15 protein-coding genes and 1 pseudogene are annotated in these 22,847 nt (G+C 39.4%); 5 read left to right on the top strand and 11 right to left on the bottom strand.

The window, feature by feature from the left end; translation table 11 throughout:
* Nucleotides 1-120: 120 nt before the first annotated feature.
* From QZ135_RS10075 to QZ135_RS10060, 4 genes are all read left to right on the top strand, one after another.
* Nucleotides 121-3,267: a TonB-dependent receptor gene (locus tag QZ135_RS10075; protein ID WP_294608569.1), complete on the top strand. Its 3,147-nt coding sequence runs from the start codon at nucleotides 121-123 to the stop codon at nucleotides 3,265-3,267.
* An 11-nt stretch (nucleotides 3,268-3,278) separates the two neighbouring features.
* Nucleotides 3,279-5,132 (top strand): RagB/SusD family nutrient uptake outer membrane protein, encoded by a 1,854-nt coding sequence (locus QZ135_RS10070; RefSeq protein ID WP_294608568.1) that lies wholly within the window; start codon nucleotides 3,279-3,281, stop codon nucleotides 5,130-5,132.
* Nucleotides 5,133-5,147: 15 nt separating this feature from the next.
* A complete protein-coding gene (locus QZ135_RS10065) occupies nucleotides 5,148-5,822 on the top strand; it encodes a DUF3823 domain-containing protein (RefSeq protein WP_294608567.1) in 675 nt (224 codons plus the stop codon).
* A gap of 89 nt (nucleotides 5,823-5,911) precedes the next feature.
* Nucleotides 5,912-7,486, top strand: a complete 1,575-nt coding sequence (locus QZ135_RS10060) for a glycoside hydrolase (RefSeq protein ID WP_294608565.1) — start codon at nucleotides 5,912-5,914, stop codon at nucleotides 7,484-7,486.
* Here the strand turns inward: QZ135_RS10060 and QZ135_RS10055 are convergent.
* From QZ135_RS10055 to QZ135_RS10020, 8 genes are all read right to left on the bottom strand, one after another.
* A complete protein-coding gene (locus tag QZ135_RS10055) occupies nucleotides 7,483-9,687 on the bottom strand; it encodes a suppressor of fused domain protein (protein WP_294608564.1) in 2,205 nt (734 codons plus the stop codon). The two genes, QZ135_RS10060 and QZ135_RS10055, sit on opposite strands and share 4 nt — an antisense overlap.
* Before the next feature lie 33 nt (nucleotides 9,688-9,720).
* Nucleotides 9,721-10,884, bottom strand: a complete 1,164-nt coding sequence (locus QZ135_RS10050; protein ID WP_294608563.1) for a hypothetical protein — start codon at nucleotides 10,882-10,884, stop codon at nucleotides 9,721-9,723.
* Nucleotides 10,885-11,706: 822 nt separating this feature from the next.
* On the bottom strand, nucleotides 11,707-12,144 hold the full coding sequence (locus tag QZ135_RS10045) for a helix-turn-helix transcriptional regulator (protein WP_294608562.1): 438 nt from the start codon (nucleotides 12,142-12,144) through the stop codon (nucleotides 11,707-11,709).
* A gap of 39 nt (nucleotides 12,145-12,183) precedes the next feature.
* Entirely contained in the window at nucleotides 12,184-13,854 is a 1,671-nt protein-coding gene (locus QZ135_RS10040; RefSeq protein ID WP_294608561.1) for an O-antigen ligase family protein, read from the bottom strand.
* Entirely contained in the window at nucleotides 13,851-14,705 is an 855-nt protein-coding gene (lepB, locus tag QZ135_RS10035; RefSeq protein WP_294608560.1) for a signal peptidase I, read from the bottom strand. The genes QZ135_RS10040 and lepB overlap by 4 nt, the downstream gene beginning before the upstream one ends.
* A gap of 29 nt (nucleotides 14,706-14,734) precedes the next feature.
* A complete protein-coding gene (locus tag QZ135_RS10030) occupies nucleotides 14,735-15,595 on the bottom strand; it encodes a DUF1573 domain-containing protein (RefSeq protein WP_294608559.1) in 861 nt (286 codons plus the stop codon).
* Between the two features lie 36 nt (nucleotides 15,596-15,631).
* Complete coding sequence (locus QZ135_RS10025) at nucleotides 15,632-16,789, bottom strand: BF3164 family lipoprotein (RefSeq protein WP_294608558.1); 1,158 nt, start codon at nucleotides 16,787-16,789, stop codon at nucleotides 15,632-15,634.
* Nucleotides 16,790-16,902: 113 nt separating this feature from the next.
* Nucleotides 16,903-17,208, bottom strand: a complete 306-nt coding sequence (locus QZ135_RS10020) for an NVEALA domain-containing protein (protein WP_294608557.1) — start codon at nucleotides 17,206-17,208, stop codon at nucleotides 16,903-16,905.
* Nucleotides 17,209-17,504: 296 nt separating this feature from the next.
* Between QZ135_RS10020 and QZ135_RS10015 the strand changes: the two genes are divergently transcribed.
* On the top strand, nucleotides 17,505-19,424 hold the full coding sequence (locus tag QZ135_RS10015; protein ID WP_294608555.1) for a transglutaminase domain-containing protein: 1,920 nt from the start codon (nucleotides 17,505-17,507) through the stop codon (nucleotides 19,422-19,424).
* A gap of 141 nt (nucleotides 19,425-19,565) precedes the next feature.
* Here the strand turns inward: QZ135_RS10015 and QZ135_RS10010 are convergent.
* The 3 genes and pseudogenes from QZ135_RS10010 to QZ135_RS10000 form a co-directional block, all read right to left on the bottom strand.
* Nucleotides 19,566-19,808 (bottom strand): annotated as a pseudogene (locus QZ135_RS10010) (helix-turn-helix transcriptional regulator); the annotation flags it as partial.
* Between the two features lie 106 nt (nucleotides 19,809-19,914).
* On the bottom strand, nucleotides 19,915-21,024 hold the full coding sequence (locus tag QZ135_RS10005; protein WP_294608552.1) for a BF3164 family lipoprotein: 1,110 nt from the start codon (nucleotides 21,022-21,024) through the stop codon (nucleotides 19,915-19,917).
* Between the two features lie 24 nt (nucleotides 21,025-21,048).
* The gene (locus tag QZ135_RS10000) at nucleotides 21,049-22,092 is read right to left on the bottom strand and encodes a 6-bladed beta-propeller (RefSeq protein ID WP_294608551.1); all 1,044 of its coding nucleotides are present in this window, start codon (nucleotides 22,090-22,092) and stop codon (nucleotides 21,049-21,051) included.
* Between the last annotated feature and the right edge of the window lie 755 nt (nucleotides 22,093-22,847).

The raw sequence follows: 22,847 nt of genomic DNA, 5'->3' as shown, positions 1-22,847 counted from the left end.
AGATTCATGAACCTTATTTGCATGATTTATAATACTAATATATGCTACATTCTCTTACATTTGCGGCGTTAAAAAGTGAACAGAAGATAATATATGTTTAATCTCTAAATTCTAATTCTTATGAGGCATTTTAAATTGCTATGCACTTGTGCCATGCTATTGTTATCTGCTACAGTATTCGGACAAACCCCAATCAAAGGTTATGTAGCTGATGTAAAAGGTGAGCCAGTCATAGGTGCCAACGTCACAGTGAAAGAGGTGACGAGTGGAGGAAGTATGAACGGAACCATCACCGACATTGATGGAAATTTCACATTAAACGTAAACGACACAAATGGCACACTGGTGGTTTCATTCATCGGTTACAAGTCCAAAGAAGTCAAGATGAATGGTAAAACAGTCTTTCAAGTTACATTGGAAGAGGATTCGGAAATCTTGGATGAGGTCATCGTTGTTGGTTACAGTTCCCAGTCCAAAAGAAATGTGACCGGAGCCATCGGCAACGTAAAATCCGAAGCTCTGACACGCTCGGTTTCCACTACTACGGCAGGAGCCTTATCCGGTAAGATGGCAGGTATTTCGACCCGTGCCATGGATGCACGTCCCGGTAAAGGAATCAATCTGGAAATCCGTAATATGGGAAATCCATTGTTCGTTATCGACGGCATTCCTTATGGTGGTGAAACCGGCAGCGACTGGGTGCAAAGCTCCAATGTCTCTGGTAATGATGCGTTCAATGCCCTCAACATCGAGGATATCGAAAGCATTTCTATCCTAAAAGACGCGTCCGCATCTATCTACGGTCTGCGTGCAGCCAACGGCGTTGTACTGGTAACCACTAAGAAAGGTAAGAAAAACGAGAAAGCCACCATCAATGTCAATGGGTATTATGGCTGGCAGAATCTGACCAGATTCCCCAAACTGGCTAATGCCGGACAATATGTAAGAGCATTGGTAGAGTCTGAACAGAACTACGGCAGAAATCCGGCAAATCTCTATAGTCCAGAAGAATTAGCCAAATGGCAGGCAGGCACGGAACCTGGATATCAGAGCTATGACTACTACGATATCATCATGAGAAATAACGTACCTCAATATCACATCAATGCCAATGTTACGGGTGGTTCCGAAAAGACCAACCACTACATTTCTATTGCTCATACAAGCCAGGATGCATTGATGCCTGACTTCAACTACCAAAGAACCAATATCCAGGCTAACATCGAAACAAAGATAGCCAAAGGCCTGACTATTGGAACTCAAATCAGCGGTAAATATGAGAAAAGCCAGGATGTAGGTCTTCCCGGCGGTGACGGATATTTTTCTTCTATTCTGTCTATGTTCAAAATGTGGCCTATCGAAAGCCCCTATGCCAACGATAATCCTGATTACATCAATAACACTCACGAAATCGGTTATAACCCGGCACTCTTTAAAAGAGACGTTGCCGGCTATAAGGACAACCTGACGCGTAATGCAAACATCAACGCATATGCACAATATGATTTCGGCTTCGGGCTTACAGCAAAGGCGACCTTCTCTTACAACTATACCAACAGTAAATTCGATGGTTTCCAATACGCTTATGATGCATACACCTATAATAAGGAAAGTGGTGTATATGACAAAACCGGTGGTTTGAATAGCCGTTGGAGATACCAGACGGAGAGAGACGTAGCTGCACGCTATATGCAACTCCAACTGAACTATACCAAGCAAATCAAGAGCCACTACATATCAGCTGTATTTGCTTACGAGGCTTCTGACTATGACAAGAACTATCAGTCAAACGGTACGGTACCAACCAACAACTACCTGCCGCTACTACAATTCAGTGAAATTAACGACTTCAACGACGATTGGTCTTATCAGGCCAGAGCCGGTTGGATTGGCAGAATCAACTACAACTATGCTGACAAATATTTGGTTGAATTACTGGGACGTTATGACGGTTCTTACCTTTACGCTCCCGGAAAAAGATGGGGCTTCTTCCCCGGTGCATCAATCGGATGGAGAATTTCAGAAGAATCTTTCTTTGAAAATCTGAAGGGTGTAGTCAATGATCTCAAAATTCGTGCTTCTGTGGGGCAGACAGGTAGTGAAGCCGGTGTATCTATGTTCGGTTACATGGACGGATACAACTGGAAACAAGGAAGTGCTGTTCTGGACGGTGAAGTAGTCACCGGCATTAATCAACGTGGATTGCCCATCAGAAACCTGTCATGGGTGAAAAACACATCACTTAATATAGGTTTTGATATTGCTCTGTTCAATAACAGACTGACAGGTACATTCGATGCCTTCAGAAAGAATATTACCGGTATTCCAGCAGGACGTTACGACGTTGTTTTGCCCAGCGAGGTAGGTTACAGCCTACCCAATGAAAACCTGAACAAAGATGCTTATGTAGGTGCCGAAGGTATGATTACCTGGAAAGATAATATCGGAGATGTGAACTATACCGTAAGTGGCAATATGACTTTCTCCAGATATAAGATGGTTTATCGTTACAAAGAAAGATTCGGTAGCTCCTGGAATAAATATCGCAATGGCTCCAATGACCGTTGGGGAGGTATTTATTGGGGATATCAGGTAATCGGACGTTTCGAGTCCCAAGATGAAATCAACAACTATCCGGTAAATATAGACGGCCAGAACAACCGTTCACTGTTACCCGGTGACTTTATCTACAAAGATGTCAACGGCGATGGTATCATCAATGGAATGGACGAACGTCCTATCGGTTATCCCGAAGGTTGGTCTCCAATGTTGTCGTTCGGTGGCAACATCGGTGTTGAATGGAAAGGTATTGACCTGAATATCGACTTTGCAGGTGGTGCCATGCAAGGATGGGGTCAGAACTATGAATTGAGAAACCCTCTTCACGGCAACGGTAGCTCACCCGAGTATCTTCTAGAAGATAGATGGCATCGCGAGGACCCATATGATCCGAACAGCGCATGGGTTTCAGGGTATTATCCAGCTATTAGAAAGGGAGAGTCTGGACCTAACGGTAAAAACAGTGATTTCTGGTTGCACAATGTACACTATTTGAGAGTTAAGAACTTGGAAGTAGGATATAGCCTTCCTGCACACATTCTTCAAAAAATACGTGCACAAAAGGTACGTGTATATGTCAATGCTTCAAACTTGATTTCATTCGACAATGTACACCAATATGAAATAGATCCGGAAATCAGTGCCGCAGCAGCTGTTGTATACCCACAGCAAAAAACCATACTTGTTGGATTTAACATTACCTATTAAAAAAGATGATTATGAAAAGATATATCAGTTTATTCATTGTGGGGGTATTGTTTACCTCCCTATTATCCAGTTGTGGGGATAGTTGGTTCGAGAAAGATCCTCAGAATATCCTTACCGACGAACAGGTATGGAATGACCCAGCCCTGATAAAATCGCAGTTGGCAAACATCTATAACAGAATGCCTCAACTGCACGGTGACTTCAATACAGGTGGTATGACCGAAGTTGACGATGCCATGTATTCGGGCACAATGGATCAAAACTACAGAAATGAGCTTCAGTATGGCGATGACTATGGCAGATGGTGGGATTACGGATTAATCCGCGACATCAACATGTCTATCGAGAAACTGGATAAATTCAGCACCGGATTAGGGACAGAACAGAAAGCATTGTTCAACGCAGAATTCCGTTTCCTGCGTGCTTATGTATATTTTGAATTAGTAAGACGCATGGGTGGAGTTCCCCTCATCACTACCACGTTGGAATATGACTTCAGTGGCGATCCGTCTTATCTGCAAAATCCGCGCGCCAAAGAGCATGAAATCTATGATTTCATCTATACTGAAATCCAAAGCATCAAGGATCAGTTGGCAAGCAACAACGGAAGCCAGACCAGAGCCAACACCTATACAGCCCTTGCATTGCAAAGTCGTGCCATGCTGTATGCTGGCTCCATTGCTAAATACAACAACGAACTGACTCCCGCTGTGAAGACAGATGGTGGTGAAGTAGGTATCTCTGCCAGTATGGCTAATGATTACTACAAGAAATCTCTTGAAGCATCCAAAGCAATCATCGCAGGTCCTTATGAACTGTATAATTCAAATCCAGATAAAGGAAAGAACTTCTATGACTTGTTCATGACCAAGACAGGAAACAAAGAAATCATCTTTGCTAAAGATTACCTAGCTCCCACTAAAGTGCACCGTTTTGCATATGATAACATCGTAAGACACCTGACCGAAGACAACGAGTCTTCTTCTACCATCGCCCCATCACTGAGCCTTGTTGAAAGCTATGACTATCTGGATGGAAGCAAAGGAACATTGCGCTATAAAAACGCTAATGGCAATTACATTGTATATGAAAATCAAACCGATATCTTTGCCAATAAAGACGCACGCCTTTACGGTACTGTCGTTTATCCAGGTACTAAATTCCGCAGTATAGACGTTGACATTCAGGCTGGTGTTGCTATCTGGAATGCAACTACCGGAACTTATGATCTTAGTGTAAACCCTACATTGGGCAGCAATTATGAAGATGGAAAGACATGGACAGGTCTGGATGGTCCGAAAGACAATGCACCAGACGTAAGCAATACTGGTTTCTACATTCGTAAGTTTGTCAGCGAAGCATCAGCAGCCAGCTCACGCGGTACTGGTTGCGAAAACTGGTGGCCTTGGTTTCGCTTGGGAGAAATCTATCTGAACGCTGCCGAAGCTGCTTTCGAGCTGGGCGAAACAGATCCTACGCCAGAAAGTTACATCAATAAACTGCGTGAACGTGCAGGGTTCCCTGCCAACAGCATCGAACACCTGACTCTGGAAAAAATCCAAAATGAGCGTCGCGTAGAACTAGCATTTGAAGATCACCGATACTTTGATATGAAGCGTTGGAGAATAGCAGATAAGACTTGGGACGGTACTTACAATGACAATACAGTAGTATACGGGCTCTATCCTTACAGAATCGCCGTAGCTAAACCCGGAACAGATGACAAAGACAAATTCATCTTTGACAAAGCAACGCTGACTCGCTTCAAAAGACCAAGGTTGTTCCGTCTGGCCAACTATTATTCATCAATTGACCAGAATGTTATCAACAACAACCCGAAAATTGTTAAAAACCCGTTCCATTAATAATATATATAAGTCATGAAAAAAATAGTATTTTTTATCACAATAGGTTGTCTCTTGATACTCTCAAGTTGCGGATATGACAACTATGATGAACCCAAGTCCATGCTGTCAGGAAAAGCAGTGTATGAAGGAGAAGCAATAGGAGTTCGTACTGACGGAACACGATTTGCACTATTCCAGGATGGCTACGATTTCAAATCAGAAATACCGGCACACATTGCTCAAGATGGAACTTACTCCGTATCTTTGTTTGATGGCGAATATAAACTGGTCAGAATTAGCGGAGCACCCTGGGAAGCACCTCAGAACGATACGATATTAATCAGAGTAAAAGGCAATACAGTACAGGATATCCCAGTTACACCGTACTTCGTTATCAAGAACCCATCTTTTCTGAAAAATGGAAATAAGGTTGTTGCCAAATTTACAATCAAGAAAGTCGTGGAGAGTGCAAACCTGAAAAGTGTAGGCATTTATATCGGCAAAAGTATATTAACTGACAACAATAGAAACGAAGGTAACAAATTCATGGATTTGTCCAACGTTATTCTGGATCAGGAAATGACTGTCGAGATTGATATTCCATCCTCACTGACCAGTGCCGACTATGTCTTTGCACGTGTAGGGGTACAATCGGACAAAGCAGGGGAATTTTGCTATACGCAATCAACCAAAGTGACACTGAAATAAGTTACAGGATAACTTAAATATATGAATTACGAGAGGAAGTATCCGCAAACAGATACTTCCTCTCCAGTTTATAAAGAAATTCTTATCAAATGAAGAAAATAATCCTTGCAGCCATTTTATCCGGCATATGCAGTTATGCTTTTGCCCAGCCGCCCACTCATTTCGAGATAGTTACCGAACAGCCCTTGCAAGTCATGGAGCACTTCAGCGCCTCGGATGCCTGGAGCATGCACATCATAGGCAAATGGCCTCAGGAAAAACAAAACCTAGTGGCAGACTGGCTGTTTAGCACGGAGAACGATGCCAACGGAAAACCTAAAGGTATCGGTCTCTCTATGTGGCGATTCAATGTAGGCGCAGGAAGTACGGAGCAGGGCAAAGCGAGTCAAATAGGTTCTCCCTGGATGCGTACCGAGTGTTTCTTGCAGCCGGATGGGAGCTATGACTGGAATAAGCAACAGGGACAACGCAACTTTCTCCGTTTAGCCAAAGAACGCGGGGTCGGCAAGTTTCTCGCTTTCCTGAACTCACCGCCCGTCTATTATACCCAGAACGGGCTTGCCACCAACACCGGACGTGACGGTACACTTAATCTGAAAGAGGAACATTATGAAGATTTCGCTCGCTTTCTGGCAAATATGATTAAAGGAGTGGAGAAGAAGGACGGCATCAAGTTCGATTACCTTTCCCCTTTCAATGAACCGGATGGTCACTGGAACTGGATAGGACCCAAACAGGAAGGTACTCCGGCCACGAAGAAAGAAATAGCCCGTGCCGTACGCCTCATCAGTAAAGAGTTTGTAAAAGAAGGAATTGATACGGAAATTGCTATCTGTGAATCATCGGATTACCGTTGCATGTTTTCTACCCATATGACTAATCACGAACGTGGATACGAGATACAATCTTTCTTTTCACCGGATAGTACAGACACTTATTTGGGAAATACCCCCAAGGTCCTCCGTCTCATCTCAGGGCACAGCTATTGGACAACTACTCCGCTAAACATGCTTCGTGATTATCGCCGTCAGTTACGTGATACGTTAGATAAATACAAGGTTGATTTCTGGCAGACGGAAACCTGCATTATGGGGAATGACGAGGAAATAGGCGGCGGTCACGGATTCGACCGCACAATGAAAACAGCCCTTTATGTGGCACGTATCATTCATCATGACATTGTTTATGCAGGAGCCCGTAGCTGGCAATGGTGGCGTGCCATAGGAGGCGATTATAAGGATGGATTGATACGAGAATACACGGTCCCCGACTTACATGACGGCAAAGTGGAAGATTCTAAACTGATGTGGATATTAGGCAACTACAGTCGTTTTGTCCGTCCGGGAGCTGTACGCATGTCTATTCGTGCAACTAACGAAAAAGGACAGACAATTCCGGAAGGAGATACTGACCCCAAAGGACTTATGTGCTCTGCTTACCGGAATGTAAACGGGCAATGGGTAATGGTCGTCATCAACTATGCCGACCGGGAACAAAATTTCACGTTCCATGTAAATGATTCGAAGGTGAAATCATGGCAGGGCTATCGCACATCGGATAAGGTTGGCGAAGACTTGCTTCCCATTGATAAATTGAAGAATAAACAATTGGCAGTAATCCCCGCACGCTCTGTCGTTACTTTTGTGTCTGTGGTTAATGATTAACCACAGACATTCACCCTATTAATATCCACCACCGCGCTCATTTCACCCATTTTTCCCAATAAAGCCTCTGCGCCTCTCTTTATCTTGAAATTCATCTCTTCTTCATAGAGTGGAATCACCTGATAGAAATTCACCTCCTCACCATTGGGCAATTGGCATACGGCAGCACCTTCTTTCACATTCTCCGGATTAATGAGCAATACTCCCGAAAGCTTTGTATTCTCCGCAAACGGCTCACCATTCGGAATGGTATGTCCCCAACCTAACCAGGTATCCTGCTCTATCGGCAGACGGGCAAGTATCTTCAGCCAGCGCAATGGCCAGTAATCTTTTTCATCATGACTCTGGATTTTCCAATCGGCGGGCAAATATATCAATAGTTCGGCACGCTCCAGCTTATACTCAGCCAACTTTTGGGGTACATTCATCCGATGCGCACCCATGCCCGAAGTTACCAACGTATAATAGTTCTTTTCAGCCGTCGGCTCAACAATATAAATATCCACGTGGACATCCGGCGAAGCTATTTCATGGAAGACATTATCCGAATGACCGAAGAACTTTTCAACATGGGCCTCCAGAGTATCCAATTCTTCCTCTTCGTACATTTCCAGATTATAGGGATATACTCCATTCTTACAATTCTCAACGTATTCTTTCGCATCTTCATCGTCTGGGTCCAACTCTAACGAATGCTCAAATGCCTCCTGCGCCTTGTCCAACTGATTCAAATAATAATAGGCATAGCCCACGCGATAGAACCAAAGCGCATCTTCCCTGCACTCTTCCTCTATGGAGAAGAGGCAATCAAGAGCTTTCTGAAAGCTTCCCAGATTGTTGTAAGCACGTGCCAGAAGTCCTGTCAGCTCTGTGCCCCGCTCTTCTTCGACAATCTCCAGGATGGCATCGATTATTTTTTGTTCTTCATCCTCCTCATTCCACTTTTCTATCTTTTTGAGCAACTCTTCATGCTTATCTTCCTTTATAGCCAAAAAATGCTCTATAAAATCAGTTGAAAAAGCCGTCGCTTCCTTCTTCCCTTCACACGAAATGGTGAAAAGGGTGAACTGATGTTCAGTGATAACCTGACATTGGCATACGTATTCATCATTCTCTTCATCTCCATCTGCACCCAGGTCATAGAGCCTGCATTTACCATTCTTGAAGAACAGTTCCTTCAGCAATACAGGCGCATCGTCTTCCAGATAGTCCACTTCCTCATCAGGCATGGAACATGCCGTCATGCGAACAATATGCCAGTTCTCATCCTCCCCGTCATAATAACCGCGGGAATCGTTTTCTTCAAAATAAAGATACTTACCCGGAAGAGAAAACTTCAAGTTGCCCAATGTATACGTCACCCATCCTTTACGATAACCTATCGGAAACTCACATACGTAGTCCGGCAATGCAGAGACATCTATCGGCTCTTTTTCTGCCAGACGGCAAAGCAACAGATAGTCTTCTTTCGGAAAAGGAAGAGACGCATCTATTCCGGCTGCCATCTCCAGATTTTTTATAATGAACGAATTGACTTCCTCATCTTCATCGCTGCGGGCAGAAGGCATGAAGTAGCAATCTTCCCACAAAGCACTCAAAGCAGTATTCCGGTAGAACAATGCATCACGTTCCTTATTGTTCCACATGAGGAATTCATTTGCCAATGCTTCGATGCCCTTGTTCTTTATCCGTTCTACAAGATTTTCGGGACGTAGTCGTCCGAAGGGAGATACCACCGTTCCTTCTATTTCCTGCGGCATGTATTTATTGCAATCCCAGCAGATGGCCTGCATACCACCAACCTTACTCATACGTTCCTGGCAAAGCTCTACAATCGCATTCAGCCAATGATAGAAATGCTCGGAACGCATCCGCTCAAAGTCCCTGTGCTCATAATATTCCGTATCGTCTTCCACCTCAAAAGGGAAGTCCCTCAGATCCATCAATTCATCAACGATATCTATCGCAGCCTTATGAAAGCCTGCACCTAACAAGTTGGTCTGGCAATCGCCTATAATGACCATTTCATCCTCTGCCGGCTCATAATTGAAGAATATATTTCCTAAACGACAAACAGATAATTCCGAATAATCCTCTGTATGACTAACAGACACCTCATGCCGGGCAGCCACCACATCCAACAGCTTCTGGAATGAAGAAACGTTTTTGCACTTCGTTGTTAATCTGAAACCTATACTCATGGTTGTGATATATTAATTATTAGCGATTTATTTTTATTCCTCCGTCTCGTCATCTTCTGTCTCATACAACCTGCACAAGTCACTCCCCTGACGGAAATCAGAGAGATAGAAGCGATACTGGGGATAATCTTTCAGGAACGGGACAATCTTCTCGATGAAAGCCGGCTCATCAAATAACAGGAGGTCTATGTAGCAAGTACCTGTTCCGACAGCACCACCCAGCAAAAGTCCCAGACCTTCCGGCGCAAGCAACTCTTCCGATAAGCGGTCTTCCAACTCGTATCGGAAATCCAGTGCCTTCTTCCCGTCTCCTTCTTCATTGTTCTCATATGGGAAAGCGATAAATACCGCTTGTGCACCGAACCTGTTCAACCGGTTGAACAGCTCCTCCGACCCATTATAATAATCGGCAACCAGAGGCTGGAAGCAGGAGCTGCCTGCAACAACGTCAAAACGCAATTCTTCGCTCTCCTGAGGTTCAAAACGGTAACCGGTATACACTTGTTGCGGATTATCGAATATTTCCTTGTCATGAGCCTTTAGCGTATCCGTAATATATGCCCTGAGTTCGGGAAGCTTCATACTGTTTTCAAGCGGAGCATCCGCCCGTTCCACATTGCCGATGTACTGGTATGAAAGTCCTTCACCAAGCATGATTTCCATCATGATATAGTATGCATTAAAGCTCTGGGCCTCTTCCAACGAACACAAATGCTCTTCGTAAAAACAAATATTAAAGGCGTTGATGTCTTCCTGATAAGTAGCAGATACCTGCACCTGGGCCATATCCACATTCACTCCGTACATACCAAAGCTAAAGCTTGCATCTGTCCCCTGATTGAAGGGAAAGAAATGCCATTTATCCTTGAATTGTGCGGGCAACTGCGATACCACATACGGATAAAGGTAGAATAAGTGTGTACTACCCTCCACAGAGAAAGTAAATTCATAATCTCCGCCCAGGTTGAAGTGCACATCCTCGTTTATCAGATTAGTTCCGGCTGTAACAAACTCAACTGCATCACCACTCTCAAGCTGACCACGGTTTTCAACTATCTGCGCCAGGTCTTCTTCGTTGTCAGTAAACCATTTCCAGAAGTCCTGAACCCGTTTTCTGAAGGGCACCGCATCAATACCTTTACCATGCTCGTCAGCTTCTGTCCAAGCATCAATCTGTCCTTTTAATGTTTCATCCATTGTTTTCTACAGTTTAATCTTGTCCAAAGATATGAAAAGTCAGTTTATTCCCTCAATAATTAGCTATAAAAAGTTACAATTGTATCACACCTATTTAAAGGGTAAGCTGACAAAATGCAAATTGCAAACTGTCATTTTGTATTTTTAAAGGACTTCTGAGTATTGTATTTCCGGGAAAAGGATAGAGGAAACAGAAGAAACGCAGCCAGAGCCATTAGAAAGAGAGCAAGAGGAAAGGAAGAAATACGAACTATCGACAGAAGAGAACAAAGAAATCCTGTTTTTAAGAAAAAGGAAACAAAACTTGGCAATTTACCATTCAAAATAACAGTTCAATACTCATCAGGAAACATTCGCTAAAAAACTCAAAAAGGCATCTTATGTCTACCTATTTCGCTCACCGTAGAGTTTCATATGGTTTCTCGCAGAGCAAGCAAGCATTCATCTACGATAAAGTTAACTTCTTTTCGACAGGAAATTAAGAGTTTGTCAACAAGGAGTTAAGAGTTTGTTTGCATGAAATTGACTTTTTCCGCCTAATTATCGTATAAATATCGTATATTATGCAGCAAGTAGCACTAATTATTTGGCTATTTATGCATTAAATATCTACTTTGCACGTATTGACAAAAATAAGCGTTAGCAAAATCACCAATATACCATCTTTATGAAATAAGAATAAGGGGAAATGCATACAAAAAGGCATACAGACTATAATCTGCCATACTCGCTCGGAGGAACCCTTTTATTGTTTTTAAACACTCAATTGAAATACGAAACATTACCAAATCCGTCATAATAGCATATTTCCGAAACAGACATTTAATGTTGCTGAATATACTTATCCAAACAATCTGTAGCCGATAACGCTAATTTCCCTTTTATACGTTGCTTTGCCTTCAGCACCGAACGGGAAGCAATATTAAAGAGAACTGCAATAGCCTTATTGCCTAACCGGGCACGAACCAGGTAGCATAACTTCAATTCCTGCATACTCAGTCCATATGAAGATAACTTCTCTGACAGGCAATCACCATACAACATATCAATGACAGTAAACAGGTTCTCCCATTCAGCCTCATCCCTAACAAGTCCATAAGACGGATGCTGATGAAGACGAAGCAATTGCCCCATAGACACAAGCAGGGCAGAAGAATATTCAGCTAATGCCGAGGCATTCTGATAGTCTTTCAGTTGTTTAGTCAATTGTTTATTGCGGAATAGCAGACAGGCATTCCAGTTATCATGATAGGTTTCCATATTCCTGTTATTTTATAATTATCCATATTATTTCCTTATTTATTTCATTTTTTTCGCAATCAATTTCACTTCACTGCGCATTTCTTCAATAGCTGTAGAATGCACTTTAGGTTCTTTGGTTAACACAATCTGACTCATCTCTACAAATTTTCCCTTATTCCAAAAATCCGATTCAGTGTAAAGCTTTGCCAAAAGATAGTAAGGATAAATCCTACCTGGTAAACGATTGACAGACGAGAGGAAACAAGTTTCAGCGTATTCATAATAATGCAATTCCTGATAATTCTTACCCATAATATTCAATATCATCGGATCAGTGCTATATTTACCAGCCTCACGCAGATATTCATTAGACTCATTATAAAATCCAGATTTATGCAAGCTATGAGCATACTCAAACAAAAACCTCCCTTTTTCCTTCAAAAGTGGATAAAGTTCCTTGTAATACTCATTAGCAGATGCATAAGCTCCCGAATAATAAAGTTTTCTTGTATTCTCCCATACCCAATAAGCCTCCTTTTCCTGTTGCCATTTCTCACTATAACCTCCACCCCATATCATAACACATACATATAAAGTAAGTGGTTTCCCTATCACATCTCCTATTCCGCAAGCTAACAACAAACAAATATAGGCTATTATAAAAGCAGGAAGATGCATAGGATAAGAAGAAGAAGAGAAGACAAGTAAAGCTATAATTGCACCACATACACCATATCGTCCAGATCGTACCCCAATCCACAAACAACCAAAAGTAATCACCAACAACATTACACAAATAACAATCCCTTTCGTCAAAGCCAGTTCCAAATATTCATTAAATGCATATTCCGGGCTCCCCGCCACACGCTCTTCCCATTCAGCATAATTCCTCTGAGCAAAATATTTTTCCTGTGCTTCGCCATAAGCAAAAGCAAATCCTTTATCACAACCCTGCGGATATTTAGCTATAGCCTGACAAGTAATTTTCCACATAAACAAGCGCCCCAAAGCAGAATCTGATTTCAAAAGAAACATTCCTGCGCCTCCCAGCATCAAAATAAAAAAGATTCCTATTCCCCATGAGATATAGCGTTTCCTATATCTCTGCCAAAGAAGAGTCCATTTGCGATGGTTCCGATGCATATACATCACCCAAGTACAACTTATTATAACAGCCATCCAAGCTGAACGACTCATAGTAGCCGGTAGCATGCAAAGGATCAAAAAACCAACAACTACTGTAATAGATTTCTCTATTTTCCGAAAAACACTTACCTGCTTCCAGCCAACAATGCACATATGCTGATGCAAACATATTGGCAATACCATCGCCAAGTACCCGGCATACGGACCCGGATTAAAAAAAGAGCCTGTAAATGCATATTGCAAATGACCGGAAGCTGAAAAACCATATAACTGGCGTAATCCCCAAATAACTTCGATAGCTCCCCAAAATATCAAACTCCATGATACATAAACAGAGATATGCGGGAAAAGCAATATTGCTTTCCAAGAACTTTTCCCTAAAAACTCCAATAAAAAAACAGCAACAACGCAACTCGCCGAAAATAGTACAGCTTTCCCAAACCATATCCATTGCCCAATGGTTTCCCTAATAGGAAGTCCAGGAGTTGTTACACATACCAGCCCCAACAAAGAACATACAGCAACAAACGACAGCGTCACTATTACTGTATTTTTCATACTATGTATGCTCAACTTTATCATTCTATCCTTTTAAGAACTCTGTTCCACCGCATCTCATTAGTTTTTAAGTCTACCGACTTCCATATCCGAACAACTTTGCCTACAATAAAAGGTTCTGGCAATAATCCCCAATAGCGAGAATCTCTCGAATTCACAACCTTATCACCTACAACAAAATAATAATTTTCCCGGAAACAGTAATTCCGTATCATACTATCGCCAAACAGAACTGTATCACCTCTTAGTTGCAACTTCTTTTTCTGTTCCCATTCTATCAGATTCCGATACAGCAGTTTTGTCTTTGGATTAATAAGTATCGTATCTCCCTTAGCAGGAATATAAAATGGACCAAAATTTTTAATATTCCAATCCAGCAATCCACTATAAGGATAACACCTTGTCACAACACCATGCTCCTCCGCTTTGCCCGACCCCAATATATTCATCAAATATTCTTGTGATGCCACATTCCCCAGAATAGCGTCACAATTCCGCACATAATATCGCCCATTTCGTATCTCGAAAGTATCGCCTGGAAGAGCTATACAACGTTTTACATAGTATTTCATCACATCAAAAGCGATACTATCCCAACGATCTGGATAAGGTAGATTGAAGACTAATACATCGTTCCTCTTAAAATTCCTCCAACCAGGCACACGATGAATCTTCACTTCCCGCCTATCTACAGCATCAAACACATTGAACAACCTAGCTCCCTTAGAACATTTATCCACCAAAATATAATCTCCAGCTAATAAAGAAGGTTCCATCGAGTCAGAGGGTATCTTAAATGAAGTAAGTGCAAATATCTGCACTATGAATAACGCTACAATACTAATGCAACAACCATAAGCAATACTCACTATCATTTTACTCCATTTCCTCATAGTGTATCCAACTATTCTGCATTTCCCACTATCTTCAACATTATTGGAGAAGACTCTGTATTGCAATATATCGTTATAGTTTTACTAAAATACTCCGCTTTTTCAGCTTCATAAATAACTACTATTTCCAACTTACTACCGGGAGGAACAGGTTCTTTAGCATATTTCACTTTCACACAACCACAAGAGGTAATAATATCCTGAATAACCAAAGGAGTTCCACCTGTATTGGTTACAATCAACTTATGCACTTGAGTTTCTGAATGGACAAAAGAACCAAAATCCAACTTCAATTTATCAACAACAACTTCAGTGTTCGGAATAGTAGTCGTTTGAGATATATCACCCATCAATATTTTAAGATATAATTCTTTCACCTTAGGATTAAGAACTGGATTGCCAATAGCTATTACCTTATTTTCCTTATTCAATAAGAATGTTTGAAAAGCTCTCTCTTTAGGAAAACGATTTAAAGTATTAAAATCATCAGATATATCAAGACAAACTGGATGAGTAAATACATCACGACGCATTATGTAACACAAGTCTTCGATATTTTTGGGATGGAAATAGAACACAAATGGAACACTGGCATCCATCAAAGTGTCTATTTCATACATAAATCTTCTCCACCGAGGCAAGTGCATTTTACAACCAGTACAACCAACAGAATCTATATAAGAAACAATCTTATAATCAGCATCTGAGAAAGAAAAAGTCACAGTGTCTTCTCCTTGTACTGTAAATTTAGAAGAAGTAGGAAAGACAATTTCTTTACCATCCCACTCATTAACTAACTGAACAATATCATCTTTCTTATCTTTACAAGAATAAAAGAAAAAAAATAGCAACAACAAACATAAGCGCTCCATAGCTTATTATATAATTACAAAAAATCCAACAATAACTTAATCAAAAAGTCCATTTAAATCCAAATAGAAGACATCGTCAACTTTGGGACTCGTTACATATAATCTATTTCTTATCGGATCTATCCACATCTGATCAAGCCCACGATCTGTTTCTAACTTTCGTATCAAATTTCCCTGCCAATTGAAAACATAAATAGTATTCATATATGGAATTTCAAAACGTCCCCAATGCTCTTTTCCCCAATATAATGTATATATATAATTGTCATCCGCCTGTACCCTTGTAAAATATTTCTTTATTTGTCTATCTGTTTCAAACAGAGAGAAATCTGGCCCATTTTTCATACGGTAACCTACTACTTGACCTGTTTCAATATCTAGAATATTCAATTGTGGGAGATTAGCCATAGCTTGTACCACTTTAGTTTTATCTGGTTTAAAAGCATCATTAGAATAAAAGAAAGACTCTGGGAAAATAGATGCTGCTCCATTTTTTATTGACTTCTTATAGCTTGAATAACTTCCCAGTAACTTATTAGTATCAAGCGTCCGTTTCTGATAAGCAGGCAAAGTAGCCTCTTCTTCATTAAGAGGAAATGACTGTAATTCAGCTATTAATGTATTTTTATCTTGAAGAAACATAAGGAGATAAGGGGCACCTCCATTCTCTGTCCGCCAAGTATATGGAAACATTTTATCCATAATAGTTGTGCCTTGCTGAATAGACTGAGTTATATTCCAAATGAATAACTTCTCCTCGTTAGGCGCAAATAGTAGAGTTTTTAATTCACCCTTTTCTTCAAAAAGGTGAAAAATAGGGCCGAAAGTAGAAACCTCATCAGGGCCTCCTCCTTTATTACAAAAAGTCCCTATTTCTTTCCCTGTATCTATATTAAATATATTATAAAAACGATCCGTTAATTTGGGATTCAAAAAAAACATGAGTGAATCATAGGTCGATAACCAGCCGAAATTTGCCCCATCCAATGAAACGACTTTCAACGTAACTTTCTTCACATCTTTGATACTATCTTCAATAGTTTGGATTTCACCATTGAAATATGTGTTATCACTATTTTTATGACAACTTATGCAAGTATTTAGTATAAGTACAAGATAAAGTATATTTTTTATTATTTGCATGTCTCTAATTTTGCTTATACAACTATGATTATTTACAAATAATGTTTCCAACTAATTTTTATATCTCAAAATAGATATTACCCTCTTTCATTCTTATTATGAATTAAGAATTACAAACAAGAAGTTAATACCTATTTTGAGAGAACTTTATAGTTAAAAATTAATTATTTAGTACATCGTTCTTTCTTATTATCATCATAACTACCAAATGAGCTTGAGGATGGGCATGGGTAAATTGTACTATCATTAGTCCTGCTATCGCAAAAATATCTATACCCTCTTTCATGTGCCCATGTATCTTCCAAATTACAACGCCCAACCTTAGTCCCACTTTCATCGTCAGCCAATGCTTCCACATTCTCCAATGCTAAATAGGTTAATTTAGAATAATTATTCATTCTTTCCACTCCATAACCTACAGTTACTAAAAACGCAAGGGCAAATATTCCCACTAAAATGTTTTTCTTCATAATAAATAAAAATTTAATTAATAATATAAAGTAGCAAGTACTTTTATCTTTTTCTTCACTTTTTCTACTCAATATAATTTTATACTAGATATCAAAGATTGAAAATAATCTATTTATAGTTACCTTACCATCAATATTTCACAAAAGTAGCAGGAAATATAGTGACCACACATACCCATCCTCGCCAAAACTATATACAAATTAACAAAACACAGTAAAACATACCTTTTTGGCGGGAATAGACATATACTAATAGCATATTCTCCTCTATTTTTGTCACTTATAAAAAATAGATTATGAAAAACAAATCGTCCAAACAAACTTTTATCTTTAGCATAATCCTACTATTTATTGTGGTCGCATGTCAAAAAGAAAATTATCGTATAGAATATGCCCTGGATTTTGCAGGAGACAATCGTTCTGAATTATTAAAAGTATTGGAACACTACCGCAAAAACCCGCTAAAATTAAAAGCTGCCCATTTTCTTATAAAAAATATGCCTTACTATTTTAGTTATGCCGGGCACGTATTAGATAGCATAAAAGCCATCAAAGCAAGCGTTGATGAAAATGGTAAACTACCGGATGACAAAGTAAACCCTTTGAAAGGTTTCAGATACGATAATCTACCCAAAGTATATGATGCACATGTGATAACGGCCGACTATTTAATAGAGAATATAGATATGGCTTTTGAAGAATGGGAGAAAAGACCGTGGAACAAGCACTTTACCTTCGATGACTTTTGCGAACTTATCTTACCATACCGGATAAGCGATGAACCACTAGAGAATTGGAGAGCAGATTATCGTAAAAAATTCTCGTTCCTTTTAGATTCTCTATATACAGGCTCAGATATCATTAAAGCATCCAATGCTATTGGACAATATCTAAGGGATGAAAAATTCATCTTCAACCGCAACCTGAATCTTCCACACTTGGGAGCACAGTTTCTATTAAAACACCGGGTAGGAAAATGTGTAGACTCTTGCGACTACCTGATATATGTATTACGCTCATTGGGAATCCCCGTTGCAGTAGATGAGTTACCTCTTTCACCGGATAACCTGACAGGACACACCTGGAATGTTGTTTTAGACACCACACAACGTTATATTCCATTCTGGTTTACAGAAGAAGATGCTGTGAGACGCGACAAATATAATGATGGAAGAAAGAAAGGCAAAGTATTACGCAGGTGTTTCGGTATGCAGCAAGAAACGTTCAAAGACATGATTCTAGATTCAAAAGTTCCATCTATTTTTAAAAATCTTTTCATAAAAGATGTTAGTAGCGAATACTTTGAAAATTGTCATGAAGTGCCATCGGAAGATGCCTCTGAAACATATATGTACATCGGAATTTTCAGCCCCGCCCAGTGGATGCCTATTGATATGGCAAAGGTAGCTGATGGGAAAGCAATTTTCCATAATATAGAGCCTAATATTGCCTATCAACCACTTTATTATGATGGTATGGAATATCGGTTAGCCGGGTATCCTTTCGTCTTAAAAGGAGATTCTGCTATAACCTTTGTTCCTAATAAAGATGAATATGAAAGCATTACTGTAACCCGCAAATGCCCTCTTTATCTGCGGGTAGTTAAACACATGGCAAAAGTGGTAGGAGCTAAAATATATGGTTCGGATTATGAGAACTTCAGACAAAAACAATTATTATATCATATTGCAGATACACCGAAAGTCAGTGTGAATACCATTCATCTCAATCCTCCTGTTCAATGCCGTTATATCCGTTATACAGCCCCAAAAAATCAAGTTGTAGAAGTGGCTGATTTAGATTTTTATCACAAAGGTCAGCCAATCACTGCCCAAAGTATTAGCGAGAATAAATATGAGGGGCAACTTTCTGCAGAGAAACTGCAAGAATGCTTGGATCATAATCCATTGACTTGGATTGTATCAAAACAAAAAGGAAGTCATATCACAATAGATTTTGGAAAAGAGGTATACATAGACCGTCTAGACTATACACCCCGCAATGACGACAACTTCATACGGGTTGGGGATGTTTATGAAATAGGATACAATGATGGATATGAGGGATGGAAGTATATTTCCAAACAAGAAGCAAAAACCGATACACTCGTTTTCGATAACATTCCCAAAGGCGCTCTGCTCCATCTCCGGAATTTGACCAGAGGAAAAGAAGAGAAAGTTTTCTATATTGAGAATGGGGTACAGACCTTCCCGTGAGATCAAGGAACTTCTACGTATCTGAGGCAAAATATCAAACAGTTGACTATCTATATATCATTTCGAGAATAGTGTTCATTACCGGATAAGCGTCTACACTCAAACGAATAAATTAAGAACAAGAGAACATGAATCGTATAGTTAATGTTGCTGAATACATTTATCCAAACAATCTGTAGCCGATAACGCTAATTTCCCTTTTATACGTTGCTTTGCCTTCAGCACCGAACGGGAAGCAATATTAAAGAGAACTGCAATAGCCTTATTGCCTAACCGGGCACGAACCAGGTAGCATAACTTCAATTCCTGCATACTCAGTCCATATGAAGATAACTTCTCCGACAAGCAATCACCATATAAAATATCAATGACAGTAAACAGGTTCTCCAATAAACCAAAATTTTTGCATTATATTAAATATAAAATCAATTATCAACCTTATTCAATATACACATCTCCATATCAAACTTTCATTCAGTATTACACAACATCATCTAGGTTGTTTGAACTTCATTATATAAACAATTACTACTTGTTCAGAAACTCCATCTTGATACTGATCCGGGAAATACTCCAAAGGATACTCATCAGTCATAATAGCTACCATCACATCCGGTAAATTTGTAGATACAGGAATAGGGCATATTGAATAACCAAGAAAATCCATTTCAGGCATTCTGAAAACATCAATCTTTTTTTCTTCCTTCGCATAAAGAGAGCACAAAGCAATATTATCTGAAGTAGACCATATAGAATACACATAGCTATCAGTATCTATTGCAAAAGAGAGATATGCATATTTATCTTTAATTTGCGAGAGATTTTCAATACCCCCAAAAGCTGATAAATCTTTTTCCTTAGATACTAAGCGTAGAGTTTCTGTCAGCTTTTCTCTCTCTATATCATAAAGATAAAAAGTACCAGTTATAGGATCCAATATGTTTAGTTGATTATCCATAGTAGTATTAATAGTATTCCAATCTGTATAGCTGTAGGGATAATTATCTTCATGAAACAATAATGTCCTTTCCTTCTCCCCTTTTTCATTCATAAGCCAAATCTTACTTTCATCTTTATACCCCTCTATGTCATGACACAAAAATTTGCCATCAGGCAAAGCTACTATATCATCATAAACCAATTCATATGTAGAAGAAATAGACTTAACATAATCTCCTGAATGTGCGTAATAATGTATTTTCCTTACATTCAAGTCATTAACAAACACATATTGATCTCCTATAAAGAAACGATGTAAACTAAGAAACTCTCCAGGCGCTCCTCCTCTCGATCCAATCTTATTCAAAAAGGTACCATCTTTCTTAAAACGAAAAATATTTCCTTGTTTCTTATCCACTACAAAAAGAGTTGAATCCGCAAATAAAACATCTGTAACCACTCCCCAAAAATAAGGAGTAGGAAGTTCCAGTTTGATAGTAGATATATCATCAATAAAAGAAGAGAGAGGAAATTGAGTTTTTTGATAAGATAGATCTATCTGGACAAGGTTAGCCTGTCTAGGATAATCATTCTTAAAAGAACAACTACAGATACTTAATATCCCAATGAACAATAAAATATCAATTTGTATATATCTCATACTCATAATAAAATACTAAATCTACTATTTCAAATACAAAACCTGAATGATAGGATTCTCATCAGTATCTTCATTCTCACGCCAGAATACAAAAGTATTATTTCCAGATACAGAAGTATTAGCATTACGATCTACTCCATCCAAATCATTTACTAAATATTTCCCAATCCAATATTTCTCCTTCTCCTTTGAAAAAAGGAATGCCCTGGCATCCTCCACCGAAGACCAATAAGTTGCCAATATCCATTTCTCTCCTTCCAAATACCCCGTTCTAATAAAGTCCTCAAAATATTGCAGGGAGACCGTTTCCATATAATCATGCTTCAATTCAGGCTTCATACGAAATGGATATTCCGTTACAAGTTCTTGGTTTTCGTAATGATAAACTATATTTTCAAAATTGGGCGACATAAAACAAATCGTATTATCATAAGAACATAATTCCCAATCGAAATTTATAAAAACAAGATGGTTCTCTTTTCGTTTTACCAATATTTGCTCTTCTTTGCCCTGATCATTCACATAATAAATTCCAGCAGTGGGTTTATCCCATCCCGCTTGAGAGAAAATGAAACCACCTTGTGGAACTATTTTAAAATCACTAGGAGTAAGAGGAAAGCCAAGTTTTACAGTTTTCAAAAATTCACCTTCCGGTGTATAAAACAAAAGTTGACTTCCCCATGCCAAAAGCACAATTTGATTATTTTTCTCGTCATACTCGAATTGCTCAATTCGAATATATTCCCCCGGTCCATTCCCTTGCTTAAATATTTTACTCAAAAATTTACCTTCCTGATTGAATACCCATATGGTTTGTCTACGCTTGTCGAAGACAAACAGTCGGTCAGTACCAATTGCCATATCTGTTATCTCCCCTATTAAACAAGAATCTGTAGTTTCCAGATTAATATACTTAATAGAGTCAGTAAATAAAGAATAGCCAAGACTATCTACCACCCCACTTAATAAATCAACCTCATACTTACTCTCGCTTTGTGCTCCTTTTTTAGAACAGGAAATATTAAAAGCTATAACTAATAATAAAAATATTACTTTATATCGAATCATGGTTACATCATAAATTTAATCAGAGGTTACGTTTAAATACAAACTCTTACAGACAAACTACTATTTTATTGCTTGAACTCATAATATACAATGACAGGGTTTGAATCTTCATCTACCCCCCCCAGCATCTTCCTATTTTTTATTTTATTTGATAGATATCCTTCTTTAAAATGATTTTTCAATTCTAACAAATAATCTGTTCCTACACAAAATACACTCCTCCTCTATCAGATACTAAAAAAAGAAGGAAATGTACGATGTAGAAATTGTGAAGAAGATTACAAAGATAGGGATTCATACACTTAAAGAAGAAAGGAAATGTTACAGAAACCTTTGCTCACGTTTCATCATTACTAATTAATAGCTAAACAACCTCTTATCCGAGCTATATCCGGGATGCACTTGCTCCGTACCTTCTCCACTCACAGGTACCTCTGAGCGAAGAAACCACGACCTTGGTACGGAGCAAGTGCATCCCGGGTATAATGCGGACAAAACAGAGCCCATCGGAAAAGGCAAAATAATTATCTACGCAAAACGACGCAAATGAACGCAAAAATCACGTGGACCGGATTGATGAGAATCTTTTTCCATATATTTGCGCAATCAGAAAAACAAGTAATTTAAAACACGATAGTATGGGAATTATCAATCAAGGCATTCTCGGAGGTTTCTCCGGCAAAGTGGGACCGATAGTCGGTTTCCGCTGGAAATCAAACTACTATATACGTGCCCGCGCCGCCAAAGTCAGCAAT

The organism is uncultured Bacteroides sp., assembly GCF_905207245.1.
Lineage (GTDB): Bacteria > Bacteroidota > Bacteroidia > Bacteroidales > Bacteroidaceae > Bacteroides.
This window is presented reverse-complemented; position numbering and strand designations above follow the sequence as displayed.

Coding starts and splice junctions, on each gene's coding strand:
- QZ135_RS10050 (WP_294608563.1), bottom strand. CDS start 10,884: ATGGATGAAACATTAAAAGGACAGATTGATGCTTGGACAGAAGCTGAC.
- QZ135_RS10075 (WP_294608569.1), top strand. CDS start 121: ATGAGGCATTTTAAATTGCTATGCACTTGTGCCATGCTATTGTTATCT.
- QZ135_RS10030 (WP_294608559.1), bottom strand. CDS start 15,595: ATGGAGCGCTTATGTTTGTTGTTGCTATTTTTTTTCTTTTATTCTTGT.
- QZ135_RS10005 (WP_294608552.1), bottom strand. CDS start 21,024: ATGAGATATATACAAATTGATATTTTATTGTTCATTGGGATATTAAGT.
- lepB (WP_294608560.1), bottom strand. CDS start 14,705: ATGATAGTGAGTATTGCTTATGGTTGTTGCATTAGTATTGTAGCGTTA.
- QZ135_RS10065 (WP_294608567.1), top strand. CDS start 5,148: ATGAAAAAAATAGTATTTTTTATCACAATAGGTTGTCTCTTGATACTC.
- QZ135_RS10070 (WP_294608568.1), top strand. CDS start 3,279: ATGAAAAGATATATCAGTTTATTCATTGTGGGGGTATTGTTTACCTCC.
- QZ135_RS10000 (WP_294608551.1), bottom strand. CDS start 22,092: ATGATTCGATATAAAGTAATATTTTTATTATTAGTTATAGCTTTTAAT.
- QZ135_RS10060 (WP_294608565.1), top strand. CDS start 5,912: ATGAAGAAAATAATCCTTGCAGCCATTTTATCCGGCATATGCAGTTAT.
- QZ135_RS10020 (WP_294608557.1), bottom strand. CDS start 17,208: ATGAAGAAAAACATTTTAGTGGGAATATTTGCCCTTGCGTTTTTAGTA.
- QZ135_RS10040 (WP_294608561.1), bottom strand. CDS start 13,854: ATGATAAAGTTGAGCATACATAGTATGAAAAATACAGTAATAGTGACG.
- QZ135_RS10015 (WP_294608555.1), top strand. CDS start 17,505: ATGAAAAACAAATCGTCCAAACAAACTTTTATCTTTAGCATAATCCTA.
- QZ135_RS10045 (WP_294608562.1), bottom strand. CDS start 12,144: ATGGAAACCTATCATGATAACTGGAATGCCTGTCTGCTATTCCGCAAT.
- QZ135_RS10055 (WP_294608564.1), bottom strand. CDS start 9,687: ATGAGTATAGGTTTCAGATTAACAACGAAGTGCAAAAACGTTTCTTCA.